Annotated in this window: 20 protein-coding genes; 14 read left to right on the top strand and 6 right to left on the bottom strand. The window is 57.6% G+C overall.

The window, feature by feature from the left end; genetic code table 11:
• Window position 1 precedes the first annotated feature (1 nt).
• Both clpS and icd read right to left on the bottom strand, forming a co-directional pair.
• Window positions 2-334: an ATP-dependent Clp protease adapter ClpS gene (gene clpS / locus C8D72_RS13990; protein ID WP_245955267.1), complete on the bottom strand. Its 333-nt coding sequence runs from the start codon at window positions 332-334 to the stop codon at window positions 2-4.
• 304 nt (window positions 335-638) lie between these two features.
• Complete coding sequence (icd, locus tag C8D72_RS13985; protein ID WP_115855030.1) at window positions 639-1901, bottom strand: NADP-dependent isocitrate dehydrogenase; 1263 nt, start codon at window positions 1899-1901, stop codon at window positions 639-641.
• A 111-nt stretch (window positions 1902-2012) separates the two neighbouring features.
• On the opposite strand from icd, the gene C8D72_RS13980 reads away from it, so the two are divergent.
• The 10 genes from C8D72_RS13980 to C8D72_RS13935 all read left to right on the top strand — a co-directional run bounded on the left by C8D72_RS13980 (window position 2013) and on the right by C8D72_RS13935 (window position 10639).
• Window positions 2013-2621 carry a pseudouridine synthase gene (locus C8D72_RS13980; RefSeq protein ID WP_115855029.1) on the top strand — a complete coding sequence of 203 codons (609 nt, stop codon included), beginning with the start codon at window positions 2013-2015 and terminating at the stop codon, window positions 2619-2621.
• Entirely contained in the window at window positions 2618-3100 is a 483-nt protein-coding gene (locus C8D72_RS13975; protein ID WP_115855028.1) for an NUDIX domain-containing protein, read from the top strand. Before C8D72_RS13980 ends, C8D72_RS13975 begins: the two co-directional genes overlap by 4 nt.
• Before the next feature lie 105 nt (window positions 3101-3205).
• Window positions 3206-4348: a tRNA 2-thiouridine(34) synthase MnmA gene (gene mnmA, locus C8D72_RS13970; RefSeq protein ID WP_115855027.1), complete on the top strand. Its 1143-nt coding sequence runs from the start codon at window positions 3206-3208 to the stop codon at window positions 4346-4348.
• Entirely contained in the window at window positions 4345-4956 is a 612-nt protein-coding gene (gene hflD / locus C8D72_RS13965) for a high frequency lysogenization protein HflD (RefSeq protein WP_115855026.1), read from the top strand. The genes mnmA and hflD overlap by 4 nt, the downstream gene beginning before the upstream one ends.
• A 75-nt stretch (window positions 4957-5031) precedes the next feature.
• Window positions 5032-6408, top strand: a complete 1377-nt coding sequence (gene purB, locus C8D72_RS13960; RefSeq protein ID WP_115855025.1) for an adenylosuccinate lyase — start codon at window positions 5032-5034, stop codon at window positions 6406-6408.
• Window positions 6409-6434: 26 nt separating this feature from the next.
• A complete protein-coding gene (locus C8D72_RS13955) occupies window positions 6435-7634 on the top strand; it encodes a cupin domain-containing protein (protein ID WP_115855024.1) in 1200 nt (399 codons plus the stop codon).
• A gap of 2 nt (window positions 7635-7636) precedes the next feature.
• Complete coding sequence (locus tag C8D72_RS13950) at window positions 7637-8068, top strand: GNAT family N-acetyltransferase (protein WP_115855023.1); 432 nt, start codon at window positions 7637-7639, stop codon at window positions 8066-8068.
• 190 nt (window positions 8069-8258) lie between these two features.
• Window positions 8259-8726 (top strand): outer membrane lipoprotein, encoded by a 468-nt coding sequence (locus C8D72_RS13945; RefSeq protein WP_115855022.1) that lies wholly within the window; start codon window positions 8259-8261, stop codon window positions 8724-8726.
• A gap of 149 nt (window positions 8727-8875) precedes the next feature.
• Window positions 8876-9853: a lipid A deacylase LpxR family protein gene (locus tag C8D72_RS13940; RefSeq protein WP_115855021.1), complete on the top strand. Its 978-nt coding sequence runs from the start codon at window positions 8876-8878 to the stop codon at window positions 9851-9853.
• Between the two features lie 216 nt (window positions 9854-10069).
• A complete protein-coding gene (locus C8D72_RS13935; protein ID WP_170140611.1) occupies window positions 10070-10639 on the top strand; it encodes an OmpW/AlkL family protein in 570 nt (189 codons plus the stop codon).
• 100 nt (window positions 10640-10739) lie between these two features.
• Here C8D72_RS13935 and C8D72_RS13930 read toward each other — a convergent pair whose 3' ends face one another.
• Window positions 10740-11276, bottom strand: coding sequence for a gamma-glutamylcyclotransferase family protein (locus C8D72_RS13930; RefSeq protein WP_245955266.1), 537 nt, complete (start codon window positions 11274-11276; stop codon window positions 10740-10742).
• Entirely contained in the window at window positions 11273-11626 is a 354-nt protein-coding gene (locus tag C8D72_RS13925) for a YqcC family protein (RefSeq protein ID WP_115855019.1), read from the bottom strand. The genes C8D72_RS13930 and C8D72_RS13925 overlap by 4 nt, the downstream gene beginning before the upstream one ends.
• Before the next feature lie 285 nt (window positions 11627-11911).
• On the opposite strand from C8D72_RS13925, the gene C8D72_RS13920 reads away from it, so the two are divergent.
• From C8D72_RS13920 to C8D72_RS13905, 4 genes are all read left to right on the top strand, one after another.
• Window positions 11912-12934: a DUF3549 family protein gene (locus C8D72_RS13920; protein WP_170140610.1), complete on the top strand. Its 1023-nt coding sequence runs from the start codon at window positions 11912-11914 to the stop codon at window positions 12932-12934.
• Window positions 12927-13364 (top strand): ATP-dependent zinc protease family protein, encoded by a 438-nt coding sequence (locus C8D72_RS13915; protein ID WP_115855017.1) that lies wholly within the window; start codon window positions 12927-12929, stop codon window positions 13362-13364. The genes C8D72_RS13920 and C8D72_RS13915 overlap by 8 nt, the downstream gene beginning before the upstream one ends.
• Window positions 13365-13387: 23 nt before the next feature.
• A complete protein-coding gene (rimK, locus tag C8D72_RS13910; RefSeq protein ID WP_115855016.1) occupies window positions 13388-14296 on the top strand; it encodes a 30S ribosomal protein S6--L-glutamate ligase in 909 nt (302 codons plus the stop codon).
• Between the two features lie 159 nt (window positions 14297-14455).
• Window positions 14456-14899, top strand: a complete 444-nt coding sequence (locus C8D72_RS13905) for a hypothetical protein (protein ID WP_115855015.1) — start codon at window positions 14456-14458, stop codon at window positions 14897-14899.
• A 7-nt stretch (window positions 14900-14906) separates the two neighbouring features.
• On the opposite strand, the gene C8D72_RS13900 is transcribed toward C8D72_RS13905, so the two are convergent.
• On the bottom strand, window positions 14907-15698 hold the full coding sequence (locus C8D72_RS13900) for a SanA/YdcF family protein (protein ID WP_245955265.1): 792 nt from the start codon (window positions 15696-15698) through the stop codon (window positions 14907-14909).
• Window positions 15699-15836: 138 nt separating this feature from the next.
• On the bottom strand, window positions 15837-16400 hold the full coding sequence (gene sufT, locus C8D72_RS13895) for a putative Fe-S cluster assembly protein SufT (RefSeq protein WP_115855014.1): 564 nt from the start codon (window positions 16398-16400) through the stop codon (window positions 15837-15839).
• Window positions 16401-16403: the final 3 nt, after the last annotated feature.

Here is a 16403-nt window from a genome sequence, read left to right as displayed (position 1 = left end):
CTCAGTCTGCCCGGTCGATATCGCACAGCAGTGGATGCTGGCATTCTCGAGCGTATTGATTGACCTGTTGGCTCCTGGTTTCCGCGATATCACGGGTGTAGATGCCACAGGTCGCTTTACCCTGAGTATGAACGGCCAGCATGATCTGTACCGCCTTCTCGTGATCCATGGCGAAAAAGGTTTGAAGTACTTCGACGACAAACTCCATGGGCGTGTAGTCGTCATTGTGAAGCACCACCTTGTAAAGCGGCGGTTCTTCAAGCTCTGGGTCGCTCGACTGCTCGGCGACATCGCCCTGCTCCTTGTGATCAGGGTCGGAATCGGGAGGTGTCATGCCTGAACGAGTGACCGTATTACGAAAATCGCAGTGAAGTGCCTCACTATCTATCTTGAACATATGTGCCCGGATCGATGAAAACAAGCGGAAAGATGATTGAATGCACTCATCGAGCTAACAGTTTGAGCGCTAACAAGCCTCAGTGTTCCCCTTAAAGATGGTGCTGCCCTGCCGACGATGCAAGCGCGCGGCAACAAAAACAGTATCTCATGCCGGCACGGTGCAACGAGAGTCGAAAACGGCGCTCCCCGTTATATACATTTTGCTAACGGGCAGCGGCGCTGGTCTGTAACAGTACTTGTCAGGCGGGCATGTTACGCACCACGGCATCAGCAAAGGCCGAGGTGCCCAATAGGGTCGCCTGCGACATGACCTGGTGAAAGTCTCCCGTCACCTCACCACGCGCGATCGTTGCTTCCATGCCACTGATGATACGTGCCGCAGCCTCATCCCAGCCGAGATAGCGCAGCATCATTTCAGCGGAAAGCAGCAGGGAGCCCGGGTTGGCGCTGTCCTTGCCGGCCAGTTTCGGCGCCGTGCCATGAGTGGCCTCGAACATGGCGACGGCGTCACCGCGATTGGCGCCGGGCGCAATACCAATACCGCCCACCTGGGCTGCCAGTGCATCAGACAAAAAATCACCGTTAAGATTCAGTGTGGCGATGACATCGAACTGCTCGGGATGGATCAGCACCTCCTGCAGCATGGCATCAGCGATCACATCCTTGATGACGATGGTGCTGCCATCGCGAGGATTTTCCATGGAAAGCCAGGGCCCGCCATCCAGCAGTTCTGCACCGAATTCGTCACGCGCGACCTCATAGCCCCACTGTTTGAAGGCGCCCTCGGTGAACTTCATGATGTTGCCCTTGTGCACCAGGGTCACGGACTCCCGACCGTTGTCGATGGCGTAGTGTAGCGCCTTGCGTACCAGCCGCTTGCTGCCTTCCTCGGAGACCGGCTTGATACCGATGCCGCACTGCTCGGGGAAACGGATGCTGTCGACCTGCATCTCTTCCTGCAGAAACTGGATCAGTTTCTGATTTTCCGCTGACCCTGCCTGCCATTCGATGCCGGCATAGATGTCTTCAGTGTTTTCCCTGAAGATCACCATGTCGATATTCTGCGGCTGACGCACCGGACTGGGCACCCCCTTGAACCAGCGCACCGGACGCTCACAGACATAGAGATCCAGCGTCTGGCGCAGCGTCACATTCAGTGAGCGGATACCGCCACCAACCGGTGTGGTCAACGGTCCCTTGATGGACACGACATGATCCCTGACCGCCTCAAGCGTCTCCTGCGGCAACCAGCTGTCTTCGCCGTAGACACGCGTCGCCTTTTCACCGGCATAGACCTCCATCCACTGGATTTCGCGACGCCCGCCATAGGCCCCCGCCACGGCAGCATCGACCACTTTCTGCATGGCAGGGGTGATGTCTGCCCCTATACCGTCGCCTTCAATGAAGGGAATGATGGGTCGATCCGGTACCGAAAGCGTGAAGTCGTCATTGATCGTAATCATCTGACCGTTATCGGGAACGCTGATGTTGGCACTGGGCATGGCAATACTCCGACGTAATGGGAACGAAAGATTCTGTCCTGAAATGATGGGCCTAATGTAGCATCAAGACCCGGTTACTGCGTAGAGGTTGTCGACAATCAGGTCGTGCTTATGAGTACACTTTATCTCTTTCACAAGCCTTTCCAGGTGCTTACACAATTCACGGACACACAGGGCCGTGACACCCTTGCCGGTTGGCTGAACATCCCTGACATCTATCCTGCCGGGCGGCTGGATTACGATAGCGAAGGCCTGCTGCTGCTGACCGATGATGGCATGCTGGCCCACCGGATTACGCATCCTGATCACAAGCAGTCCAAGACTTATCTTGTCCTGGTAGAAGGTCAGCCTGATGACAATGCTCTCAGGGCACTGGCCAAAGGGATCACTCTCAAGGACGGCCCAACCCGCCCCGCCAGAATCAGACGGATCGACTCGCCGACGGTTTCCCGACGCGAACCACCAGTACGTCATCGCGCCAACATTGTTGACACATGGATTGAAATCTCGATTACCGAAGGACGCAATCGGCAGGTGCGCCGAATGACTGCCCATGTGGGACATCCCACCCTGAGACTGATTCGCACGGCCATCGGCCAGTGGACGCTGGGAGCGTTATCCCCGGGTGAATGGCGACGCGAAACCATCCACATGCCCCGCACCTCACAGCCGAGCGGCGCTCGGCCACAACGCAGCAGAACACGCAGGAAAGAACGATGAGCCGATTTTTGCCCCACGTGACGGTCGCCGCCGTCGTGGTCGATCGTGAACGATTTTTGCTGATCGAAGAGCGTGACCGCCTGGGCGCAGCGGGCGCGCCAACGGTATTCAATCAGCCAGCCGGACATCTGGAATCCGGGGAATCCCTGATCGAGGCCGTACACCGGGAGACTCGGGAAGAGAGCGGCTGGGAGATCATTCTGGACGGCTATCTGGGGCTTTACATCAACACGGCCCCCAACGGCGTGGTCTATCACAGCCATACCTTTCTGGCTCGCCCGGTACAGCGTGTTACCGAAACGCTTGATGAAGGTATCTTCGGCATCGACTGGTACCGCCCGGCGCAGATCGAAACCCTTGAGCACGCCGGCCGACTCAGAAGTCCGCTGGTGGCAAAACGCATTCACGACGCCCTTGAAGGCCGCGCCTACCCGCTCGACCTGATCCGCGATCTGAATCACCCCCAGAGAGCGTCATGAACCATCGGAGCAGCCATCCGACCACGATCCGTCCTCCCCGCCTGTCAAGGCAGGGGGCGGCTGGCGTATAATGTTGGCCAAATGATATCTGACGACGGGTACGCCATGACTTCCCCTGTCAACAATGCAGTCTCCTCTTCCACGCCATCAAAGGTCATCGTCGGCATGTCCGGCGGTGTGGACTCTTCCGTGACGGCCCTTTTGCTGCTTGAGCAGGGCTATCACGTGGAAGGCCTTTTCATGAAAAACTGGGACGAGGACGACGGCACCGAATACTGCACGGCAAAGGCCGACCTGGCCGATGCCCAGGCCGTCTGCGACCGGCTGGGTATCCGTCTGCACACGGCCAACTTTGCCGCCGAGTACTGGGATAACGTCTTTGAGCACTTTCTTGAAGAGTATCGGGCCGGGCGAACGCCCAACCCGGACATCCTTTGCAACCGCGAAATCAAGTTCAAGGTCTTCCTTGATTACGCGGAAATGCTGGGCGCCGAGCTGATTGCCACCGGCCACTATGTCCGCCGTGAAGATCGTGACGGGCGCACCCTGCTGTGCAAGGGCATTGATGCCAACAAGGACCAAAGCTATTTCCTGCATGCCGTCAGCGAACAGGCCCTGAGCCGCACCCTGTTTCCCATCGGGGAGATGGAGAAATCCGAAGTGCGCGCGCTGGCCGAACAGCACGGTCTGGCCACGGCGCGCAAGAAGGACTCCACCGGTATCTGCTTTATCGGCGAGCGCCGCTTTGCCGACTTTCTGCGTCAGTATCTGCCGGCGCAGTCCGGCCGCATTCAGACGCCGGAAGGTGAAGATATCGGTGAGCACATGGGGTTGATGTACTACACCCTGGGCCAGCGCCAGGGGTTGGGCATTGGCGGCATCAACGGCTATCCCGAGGCGCCCTGGTATGTGGCGGACAAGGACCTTGAACGCAACGTTCTGATCGCGGTCCAGGGCAAGCATCACGATCTTCTCTATCGGCAGTCGCTGACCACTGAAGCCATGCACTGGATTGGCGAGCCGCCGACAGTGAGTGAATTTCGTGCCAGCGCCAAGATCCGCTATCGCCAGAGCGATCAGCCCTGTCGGGTCATTATCAATAACGATCACAGCGTCACGCTGATCTTTGACGAGCCCCAGCGCGCCGTCACGCCTGGTCAGTCCGCCGTCCTTTACGAGGGCAATGTCTGTCTGGGCGGCGCGGTGATTGCCACGACGTTTCGCCAAGCGCTGGAGAGTGCAGCATGAACAGTGAGGCGCGTCAGGCACTGGCGCTGGCCGGAGTTTTTCAGGCCGCAACCGTTGTCGATGAGCTCGCCCGTACAGGCCATACCAATGAACGCGCCTGGTCGACGTTGATCAAGGCCACACTGGAGACCAGCCCGGCCACCTTCGAGGATGTCTACGGCGGCCAGATCAACAACCTGCGCCCGGGCATCGAGACACTGGATGGCGTTCTGACACGCCAACAGGTCTCGCCCAATGTCATGCGTTACGGCTTTTCACTGATTCTGCTCATGCATCGTCTGCGCAAGAACACCGAGATGATGGATACGCTGGGGCAGCGGCTGGGCCGGGTTCAGGCTCAGGCTGAACATTTCGGCGAACTGCATGAAAATGTGATCGCAAGCCTGGGTGAAATCTATCAAGACACCCTGTCCACCTTTCGCTATCGCATTGTGGTACAGGGTGACCCTTCCCTGCTGCAGAGTCGGCAAATGCCCGAACGCGTCAGGGCCATCCTGCTGTCCGGCGTGCGCTTTGCCCTGCTCTGGCACCAACAGGGCGGGCGACGCTGGAAGCTGGTCGCCGGTCGCAGCGGCATCCGGCGTGCCCTCAAGTCACTCGACGAATAACGACGTCTCGGGCAGCTCCTCCCCGGGCTGCCCCCTTCAATTTCACAACGATTGGGCACCGACCCGGGAATCACGATGGAACTTTCTGCACTGACCGCTCTTTCTCCTGTCGACGGCCGCTACGGCAGCAAGACAATGGCCCTGCGCGAACACTTCAGTGAATACGGCCTGATTCGCGCCCGTGTCATTGTCGAGGTGCGCTGGCTGGAACGTCTGGCCGAACACGAGCAGATCGAGGAAGTCCCGCCGCTGTCGAGTGCGGCACGACAGTTTCTGGATCAGCTGATCAACGACTTTTCCGTTGAAGAGGCCGAGCGGGTCAAGACCATCGAGCGCACCACCAATCACGACGTCAAGGCCATCGAATACTTCCTCAAGGAGAAATTTGAAGGTCATGACGAGCTGGAAGCGGTCAGCGAGTTTGTGCACTTTGCCTGCACCAGTGAAGACATCAACAACCTGTCCCACGCCCTGATGCTGCGTGCCGGGCTCGATAACGTTTTGCTGCCCGCCATGCGCGAGATCGTTGAGGCCGTCACCAGGCTGTCGCAGGAACACGCCGAGCAGCCCATGCTCTCGCGCACCCATGGTCAGACCGCCAGCCCCACCACGCTGGGCAAGGAGATGGCCAACGTGGTGTATCGCCTGCGTCGCCAGCTCAAGCAGATCGAATCCATCGACATGCTGGGCAAGATCAACGGTGCGGTCGGCAACTATAACGCGCACCTGGCGGCCTATCCGGAGATCGACTGGGCAGAGAACGCACGCGTGTTCATCGAACGTCTGGGACTGACGTTCAATCCCTATACCACCCAGATCGAGCCGCACGACTATATTGCCGAGTTCTTTGACAGCGTCTGCCGCTTCAACACGATCCTGATCGATTTTGACCGTGACATCTGGGGTTACATCTCACTGGGCTATTTCAAGCAGCGCACCGTGGAGGGTGAAATCGGCTCTTCCACCATGCCGCACAAGGTCAACCCGATCGATTTTGAAAACTCCGAAGGCAATCTGGGGCTGGCCAATGCCATTCTGGGTCATCTGGCCCAGAAGCTGCCGATTTCGCGCTGGCAGCGTGATCTCACCGACTCGACCGTGCTGCGCAATCTGGGCGTGGGTCTGGCGCATGGTCTGATTGCCTATCAGGCCACGCTCAAGGGCATCAGCAAGCTGGAGAGCAACCCGGCCCGGCTGGACGGCGATCTTGATCAAAGCTGGGAAGTGCTGGCCGAACCGGTACAGACCGTCATGCGCCGCTACGGTATCGAAAAGCCCTACGAAAAGCTCAAGGCGCTGACCCGCGGCCGTCAGATCGACCAGAAAGGCTTTGCCGAATTTATCGACACGCTGGAACTGCCCGAAGATGTGAAAGCACGTCTTAAAACCATGACACCGGCCAGCTATACCGGTAACGCCGCCGAGCAGGCCCACGACATCACGCGTACCTGAGGCGTGTCCAAAAGCAGGAAGCAATCATGACAGATCATACGCACCTCCCGCTGGGAGGCATGTCGGCCGAAACATTCTTGCACGACTACTGGCAGAAGAAACCGCTGCTGATTCGGGGCGCCTTTCCCGATTTTGAGTCGCCGCTTGACCCCGACGAGCTGGCAGGCCTGGCCTGTGAAGACAACGTCGAGGCGCGCCTGGTCGAACAGCAAGGTCCGGACAAGCCGTGGCAGGTGTCTCATGGTCCCTTTGATGACGAGACCTTTGCACGCCTGGGGCGCAAGGACTGGTCCCTGCTGGTTCAGGCCGTGGACCACTACGTCCCGGACGTGGCCGAGCTGCTGGAACATTTCACCTTTATTCCGCGCTGGCGCCTTGATGACATCATGGTCAGCTTCGCGCCACCTGGCGGCAATGTCGGCGCGCACGTCGATAACTACGACGTGTTTCTGCTGCAGGCCAGCGGCCAGCGCCGCTGGCAACTGGGCGATGTCATGTCAGAGGACGCGCCCATTATCGATGGTATTGACCTGCGCATTCTTGCCGACTTTCAGGTCACCAACGATCAGGACTGGGTGCTGGAACCCGGTGACATGCTGTATCTGCCGCCACGCGTGGCACACCACGGCATCAGCCAGAGCGAAGACTGCATGACCTTTTCGGTCGGCTTTCGCGCACCCTCCGTGGATGAAATGGTGACCTCCTGGGCCGACTACCTGGGTGAGCAGCTTGATGAATCCTCGCGCTATCACGACCCGGACCTCGAGGCAGCCCATGACAGCGCTCTGATCGATGACACCACGCTTGCCCGCGTGCGCGAGCAGATGCTGACGGCCCTGGACAACCCCGAACAGATGGCCCAGTGGTTCGGGCGCACCATGACGCAGGTGAAATATCCTGACCAGCTGATGCCGCCCATGACACCGGCCAGTGAAGAAACGCTGCTCAGCGGCCTGTCAGAAGGTGATCAGCTGGAGCCGGCACCGGGCTCGCGTCTGGCATGGCACCCGCATGGCGAACAGGCCACACTCTTTGTCGATGGCGACGGCTACCCCTGCAGCACGGCACTGGCACAACGCCTCTCCAGTGCCCGGGCCATCGATCAGGAGGTACTGGCGCTTGAAGGTGCGGGCGCGCTGCTCGCAACGCTGATCAATCGCGGCAGTCTGCGCTGGGTAGAAGAAGGTGAGGATTTCGATGATGACGATGACATCACGGACGACTGAGCATGCAAAACGATGACATCACCATCGAAACAGGCGACTGGGCGACGCTGAAGGAAGCCTGCAGTCATATTCGACGTGTCGTCTTCATCAACGAGCAGGGTGTGGACGAAAGCGAGGAGCTGGATGCGCTTGATCCTGAGTGCACCCACTTTCTAATGCAGGACGGCCATACCCCCTGTGGTACTGCAAGGCTGCTGCCCGATGGGCATATCGGTCGTGTGGCCATTCTCGCCTCTCATCGTGGCCTTGGACTGGGCGCACGGCTGATGCGCCATGTGATTGGCTGCGCCCGAGCGCAGCAGTTTACGCAGTGCGAACTCAGTGCACAGACCCATGCTCTGGAGTTTTATGCGCAGCTGGGCTTTGTAGCACGGGGAGAGGTTTACATGGATGCGGGCATTCCCCATCGCGACATGACCCTGAGCCTGGTCTGAGCCAGTGGGGTTGTCGCTGGCAGTCGATGTGCTGGCAGGCTACAGTGGTGCACAATGGCTTCTGACAGTCAGCCTGGTCGTCATCAGGACCATCCTGATAGAGTGGTTGAAACCTGTCCGGTTTTTAATTGTCAAACAGTGTTCCAGAACAACAGCCCGTCGGTGCGCCATACCGGCGCAGGAGTTACCCATGAAGCGTTATCTTGTCGTTGTAGCCCTTGGTGCCCTGACCCTTGGTGGGTGCGCCAATAGCGATATCTATTCCGGTAATACCTACAGTGGCAACCAGGCCAAAACCGCACGCAATGTCACTTATGGCACGGTCACCGGCGTACGTCCTGTTACCATTCAGGCCGGCAACGAGAACGACTCGGGGCTCGGTGGTATCGGTGGCGCCGTACTCGGCGGTTTGCTGGGCAATCAGTTCGGTGGCGGTTCCGGTCGCGTACTGACTACCGCCGTAGGCGGCATTGGTGGTGCCGTAGCCGGCAGCAAGGTCGAGGATCGTGCCAACCAGGTCAGCGCCTACGAGATTCAGGTGCGCACTGACAGTGGTCAGGACCTGGTGGTCGTGCAAAAAGCCGATACACCCTATCAGCCCGGCCAGCGCGTCAGGCTCATCGGCTCTGGTAACAGCATGAGCATCGCGCCTGAATAAGACACTTGCGGCCGTAGCTTTACTGTTGCTCTGAAAACCGCCCTCGTGGCGGTTTTTTTATGCGTTAAACATTGTAAGCATTATCCCTTATGATCGTCTAAAGTAAGCCCGTTAACGAAAATAGCGTCATTAAAACGGGAACCTTATTCATGATCTGTCGCGCGATCCTCATAAGCACTGGCCTGCTCCTTTCCGCTACTGCCATGGCAGATGGCGTTTTGACCTTCAAGCTTTCCAACGACTTCTTTACGGCTCGAAGCGATGATGGCCACTATACCAATGGGGTTGAGGGAAGCTGGAGCTTTGAACCCGAAGGCGACCACTGGACACGTTCGGTCGCCGACTGGATGCCGGGCTGGGCCTCCGGGGACGTTGACGTTGCCTCCTATCGTTTCGGCCAGCAGATGTATACACCGGAAGATACCGATCGTCGCGACCTGATCACCGATGACCGCCCCTATGCGGGCTATCTCTATGGCGGACTGTCGCTGTACCGCCATAACCTCACACCGCAATGGCGCGTTGACGATGCCTTCTCGCTGGACATCGGTCTGATCGGTCCGGGCTCCGGCGCGAAAAAAGTGCAAAAGAACTTTCACCACCTGGTCGACAGCGATGATCCCAGGGGGTGGCATAACCAGCTGCATAACGAACCTACCGTGACACTCGCCATGCAGCGCAACTGGTGGTACCGCGACACTCTGGGCAGCCTGGCCATGGAGTACGGCCCAAATGCAGGTTTTGCCCTGGGCAATCTTTATGATTACGCCTCCGCCGGGCTGGGAATTCGTCTGGGCCGAAGGCTGGACAATCAATACACCACGCCCGGCATGGCGCCCTACTCGTCCTCGGACATGATGTTCTCTCGCGACCGAAGCTTTAACTGGTACATCTTTGGCAACGCTCAGGGGCGTTTCATGGCACGTAACATGCTGCTGGATGGCAATACCTTCAGAAACAGTCACAGCGTTGACAAACGTCAGTGGGTAGGTGATCTGGAACTGGGAGGCGCGATCTCATGGGATCGCTACAATTTGAGTCTGACGACTCTGAAGCGCAGCCGCGAATTCGAAGACCAGGATAACAGTGATTACTTCGGTGTGGTGACACTGTCCAGCTGGCTATAGGTTTTGTTACGCGGGCGGTTAACACATGGTCTTTTTCCTGTATACCGCCACATGTTTCATAGCTTTTAATTATTAAAAAGATAAGAAACACTGTAAAAAAATAACGTGACAAACAAAACAGTGTTCTCTATAGTTGAGACCAAGCATTAGGAAACAGCGTTTCCCAACTATAACCCCATCGATATGAACAACTTCATTTCGAGCAAGGAGAAGATCATGACTCTGAACAAGATTTTCGCAGCTTCTGTACTGGTTGGTACCAGCGTTTTCGCCGCTCAGTCTGCCATGGCTTACGGCCAGGGTGATGTCTATGCCCGCGCCGATGTCGTCAAGTCAGACATTACCGCCAGCGGAAAATTCAACGACGAAAATAGCTGGAATGGCGCGATCGGTGTCATGCCGTTCGACAAGCTGGGCGTTGAACTCAGCGGTAGCAACAGCAATGACTATGATGGCAGCAATGGTGACAGCTTCAAGATGAAGCAGTACAACATCATGGCGCAGTACTACCCGATGGGCGGCACTGATTCACGCGTTCAGCCCTATGCCGGTCTGGGTGCCAGCTATGTCACCTTCAATGACTCGAGCCTCAATGGCGGCACCGACAGCTTTGAAAAGCGTCAGTGGGCACCGACGGCTCAGGTAGGTACTGATCTTTTGATCACCGACAACTGGGCGCTTAACGGCTTTGTCCAGTACACCGATCTGAAGGCCGATTACACCGACGGCGGCGATCGTGATATCGATCCGCTGACTGTAGGCGGCGGCGTTTCCTTCCGCTTCTAAACAGTTAGCTGGCATCTGATCGCTCTCTTCGGAAAGCGATCAGCAAAAGGCCACCCTTATGGGTGGCCTTTTTCGTATCTGTACTGCCTGGTCTGAACACCTAGCCCGGTGTGGTTCGTGAAATTCCCAGTGATAACAGCGCCTCATCTTCAAGACTATCGATGCAGTGTTGGGTGCTCAATCGCTCAAGATAGGCATGACTGAGAAAGTCTCTGCCCGCCAGAAGATGTCCCAGATATTCGCGTGCCGGCAGTCGCCCCGAACCCGTTTTTCCAGGCAGGGCCACATAAACCCAGGCCGCCAGAGGACCGTCGGCAGTATCGACCATGGCCACCTGGCGACAGTATTCACAAGGGTGACCTTCAAAGGGGTCCATGTCACGGATCTGCGCTGGATGCGTCAACTCATACAGCACGCCCTCGACCAGCCCGCCCTCTTCCATCCTGACATTGGCATGGGCCACGCCATCCACCCGGGAAGCCTTGTCAAAGTACAGCCGCCAGTTCCTGAGCGTTGCCGAGAGCATGCGCCGGGTCTTCCCGACGCGTGCCTGCATCCTGTCAACATTCATGTTGCTGCCGTAGGCAAAGTAGTAATGCACCTCAATGTCGTTTTCGCAGGGAGCACCCTTGCTCATTGCCCCTCCTGTGGACGCAGTTCTCCATTGACCAGCACGTTATCCACATCGCGCAGTGCTTCCAGAATGGGCAAGCGAACGCTGGAGCGATTTTCCTGAAAATAGACTTCAGCGGCTGGCGCAATGTTGGCGTTGTCCGGCAACGGATGCTCCCCTTCCATTAGACTGCGCAGCCGCGGAATCAGCACATAGCGCAGCCATTGGCCCATCGACATCGTATCGGCATTAAAGGGCTGTTCGCTGTCAAAGGCAGACGGTTCCGGCTGGGTCTGGCTCTGCCAGAGGTTGCCTGCACGCATGGCAGCTTCAAGTCGTGTCAGTGCAACATTCAGCGATTCATATTGCGTCATGGGGATTCCTGCTCAAGAAGATATGATGTCAGTCATTATGCGTGCCCTGAACAGTGAATAAAATGATGGAAGCCTGATGCGGCGCTGTCACCGACCGACAATCATGTTTTGCACAGATCGACTGAACGAACGTGTGGATAAGGTCGGGATAGTTTTGTCTGCCCCTGCGGAGTCGCCGACTCCAGAGAATTGTTTATTTTTTGAACAACTTTGAGCTGGCGCGCCGGCCATCAACACGATACATTGCGCGGCCGCGCCGATATGAACCCTTCTGGAAATGCCCTGATGTTAACGCCCACACTTGTCGATCTTTTTGCCCATGCCGACATTACGCCCCGAATCTATCATCTCGGGCGTCGGGTAGTGCCCTGCGCCATTGAACATTTCAGGGCCTTTGAACAACAGCAGGTGGCATGGTCGCAGCCCTGGCAATCGCAGGCGCAGGTGGCGCTGGTATTCCCCCCCACTCCGCAGAGTGATCCCATCATCTGGTGTCTGGGGCTACCGCTGGATGAGCAGTCCATGCTGGTTCCGGCACTGCGTGACAATTTTCTTGAACAGCTGATAAGCACCTTCCAGCGTGCGCCTGATGGTACTCTGGCGCTCGACAGCGCCGCAGAAACCCTCAAGGATGTGCCAATTGCGCTTCAGCCAGGAGATCTCACCAAAGCGCTTTTGCACGCGCGCATTTCTCATGATCTTGAGATGCCTGCCAGTCAGTATCATGATGCCGCGCGAGGGTATTATCTCAGCGATGACAGTACGCAGGCGTGGCAACAGCTGGGGCTGCAGGGCATTGCCGACCTTGTTGTCCGCAAAACAAACGAGGACGAAACCTTCTTGTCGAAACGGCTGGATAAGCTGCCCGATCCGGCCTTTGTTGCCCTGTGTGAGTGCCTTGCCCATGCACCCATACAGCAGGAAACGCTGCTCGATGCCATGGTGGCACAACGTGCGACCGTGGAAAGCGATTACCCTCGTTATCAGGCAGCTCTGAGCGCCATACTGGCCAGCCCACTCGAACATGCTGGCACATGGCTGGAGACCCGCCTTCATCACTCCCCGAATGCTGAAGAACTGGCCACCATCGCCGCTCGTGGCTGGCATCATCTTGAGCATGAGCGCCGCTCCAGCGACTATCTTGTCAGTATCTCACGGCTTGCAGCACACGATTTCAGGGTCCTGGTTCGCGACCTGACCCGAATCCCGCGTCTTCGTCTGCCCATGATCATGGCGATGAAACAGGCAAGTCCCGGCTCCACCCTGTGGCATCAGATCGACGCGATACAGAGAGAACAGCATGGATGAGCTACCCTATAAACCAAGAGCCATCGTGGGTCGTCGAGAGATGGTGGCCCTGCCTGAACTCGATCTGCGCCTTGCCTGCAAGATCGATACCGGTGCCAGAACCTCTGCCCTGCATGCCGACAACATTCATGCTTTCGAGCAGCATGGCCAGTGGTGGATCAGCTTCGGCACCTGGAGTGGTGAAGGCACCCGGGGAACAAGCCGGTTTACCCTACCGCTCAGCGACCGTCGCAAGGTCAGAAGCTCCAATGGCCATGCCAGCTGGCGATACGTTATTCGTACGACCATGCAACTGGGAGAACTGACCCAGGAACTGGACCTGACCCTGGTCGATCGCGCTGCCATGAAACACCCCATGCTGCTGGGACGTCGTGCCATGAGAAGGGTGCTGGTGGCCCCGGGTACCGCTTTCCTGCATGGCACACCCTAAGCCCTGCTCAAAAAGGACTTCTCATGCATATCGCCCTGTTGTCGCGCAATCGTAATCTTTACTCTACACGGCGACTGATCGAGGCCGCCGAGCAACGCGGGCATTCGGTGCGGGTGATCGACACCCTGCGCTGCTACATGAACATCGCCTCTCATCACCCCACGATCCACTATCGCGGTGAACAGCTTGAGCCCTTTGACGCCGTTATTCCGCGGATCGGTGCCTCGGTAACCTTTTATGGCACCGCCGTACTGCGCCAGTTCGAGATGATGGGTACCTATGTCCTCAACGATTCGGTCGGCATCACCCGTTCGCGTGACAAACTGCGCTCACTGCAGCTGCTGTCGCGCAAGGGACTGGGGCTGCCGATCACCGGCTTTGCCCATTCACCCGACGATATCCCTGACCTGATCAAGATGGTCAAGGGCGCACCTCTGGTCATCAAGCTGCTGGAAGGCACCCAGGGCATCGGTGTCGTACTGGCAGAAACCCAGCAGGCAGCGGAGAGCGTTATTCAGGCCTTCATGGGCCTCAATGCCAATATCATGGTGCAGGAGTACATCAAGGAAGCGCGCGGTGCGGATCTGCGTTGCTTCGTGGTCGGCGACAAGGTGGTCGCTGCCATGAAGCGCCAGGCGGCCGAGGGGGAGTTTCGCTCCAACCTGCACCGCGGGGGCAGTGCCAGCAGTATTCGTATTACGCCCGAGGAGCGCTCCACCGCCATTCGCGCTGCCAAGGCCATGGGACTGCAGGTGGCAGGCGTCGATCTTCTACGCTCCAATCACGGGCCGGTGATCATGGAAGTGAACTCATCCCCCGGCCTTCAGGGGATTGAAACCAGCACAGGCAAGGACGTAGCAGGCCTGATCATCGAACACATTGCCCGCAATGCGGCCCCGGTCAAAAAAGCCCCGCCACGACCGAAGGGCTGACAGGCCTCGCAGGTACTGATTCGACGTCGGCAAAGTACGACATTAACAGCAGGGATTTTCTTTGATAAATCCCTGCTGATGGATGTTACTAACTTTCCGGGCGCGTTAGAATTTCAGCTCCTTCCTCAATTCTTCTGGCATCAGTGGAGATAGTCCCTCATGTTTCTCGACAATCGCCAGGCGGCGATGGATGGCCTGCTCGAGGCTTTGGCCGATAGTCTTGACTACTATCAGGATAATGCCGCCCGCCTGCGTAATGACATGCGTGAGGCATTGACCCCCTGCTTTGAAGAGCGGCGCCAGGATATGCGTTTGCTGCAGCAACAGGCCCGCCGCCATCTTGATCTTCTCCCTCGCGATGCCGACGTCGAGCGCGATGATTACCTCTGGCTGTGGAGCCGGCTCAAGAGTTTTGTGGTCAACAACGAGCACGTGTTGATCAATGAGCTGCTCGAGCAGGAGCGCATCATCATGCAGGCGCTTTCCACCATGATGACCCATGCCCTTCCCGAAGAGATCGAGCCCGTCATGGAGCGGTTATGGAAAAACTGCCGCGCCATTATTCGCGTATTGCATCAGTATCAGCATCAGAAAAAGCGCTGACGATCGACTAAAAGACGTGCCAGCTCTGCTTCAGGTCTTGATCGTTATCCGGTTTACGTAGAGCGCGCAGATCCTCAAGGGCATGCTCCACGGGAGCCGGCATGGGTACGCGCCGGTAGACGGGAATGATATTTCCGGGCGTTTCTGCATCGGTGGGCAGCACAATGCTCGGGCCCAGAAAATAGGGATGGCGATCAAAGAGGTAAAGGTCGGCCAGAAGCTGTACGCGGGCGAGTATCTCTCTTGCCCACATCCAGCGATCATTGAAGACCGAGCGCTTACGTGTTGCGCACCCCCGGGCCTCAAGGCCGAGATACTGGGCAATGAACAGTGCCCGCGGCAGGTGCCAGCGCTGTGAAATGAGTGTCACTCTTGAAACGCCGAAGACATCCCGGCTGCGCGCCAGCGTATCAAAGGTACTGAAACCGGCGTAATCCAGCGTCATGGCCGCATCCGGTATCTGCTGACGTCTTAGATCGCGCCACATGCGGATGGGCTCGTTGTAGTAGCGCGTATGGTTATCGCCCGACACCAGCAGGTGATCCACCTGCCCTGACTTCCAGAGACTGGCGGCAAGATCCAGCCTGGCCCGGTACCAGGGGTTCTCCCCGCCGCCACGCAAGCCATAGGATGTGCCAAAAACCAGGCCCACTGGTTCATGGACACACTGACTACTTTCAAGCGTGATGCTGGCATGGGTCTTTCGCCATACCCAATAGTTGGCGCTCACCGTCACCACAACGATGAGCACCAATGCCATGGCACCCACGATTGCCATGCCCTTGAGCAATCCTGCCATGTATCTATTCATTTGCCAGGGAATCACCGAAACAGACCGCCTGCCAGCTTAAGCGACCGCCTCCAACCGGGCAATACCCCTACAAAAACGCCCCGAAAGCCTTGGCTTCGGGGCGTTTGTGTCAATCCTTTCGGCGCCTCAAAACATGTTGAGCGCAAGCCTTGCTTCATCACTCATCATGTCCCGTGACCAGGGCGGATCAAAAATCAGCTCAACGTTGACACGGTCGATCTGCTCGGCGCCCAGAATCTTGTGCTTGGCGTCTTCGGCGATGACTTCACCCATGCCGCAGCCGGGTGCCGTCAGCGTCATCTTGATCTGGGCCATTTTCTGGCCGTCAATCAGCGTCGTGATTTTACAGCCATAGACCAGCCCCAGTTCGACGATATCGACCGGAATCTCTGGATCAAAACAGGTGTGAAGCTGCGCCCAGACAAAGGCTTCAAGCTCTTCATCAGTGGCACCGTCAGGCAAATGGGGCCTTTCCATGGACTCCATCCCGAAGGCATCCAGATTGAAGCCTTCGATCAGATACATGTTGCCCTTGTACAGTACCGACACCGACGTCCCGAGTGCCTGCATGACCTGAACCGTCTCGTCCTCGTCCAGCCAGACCGGCTTTCCAAAAGGGATCGAGATGGCCTCGACATTACGCTGCAGGGGTAGCTGGTGCCCCTTTTGCAGGGATGTGATCGCGCTCATCAA

It is taken from the genome of Kushneria indalinina DSM 14324 (assembly GCF_003385845.1).
Classification (GTDB): Bacteria; Pseudomonadota; Gammaproteobacteria; order Pseudomonadales; family Halomonadaceae; genus Kushneria; species Kushneria indalinina.
Note: the sequence above shows the minus strand (reverse complement) of the source record. Positions and strands in the feature narration are given on the sequence as shown.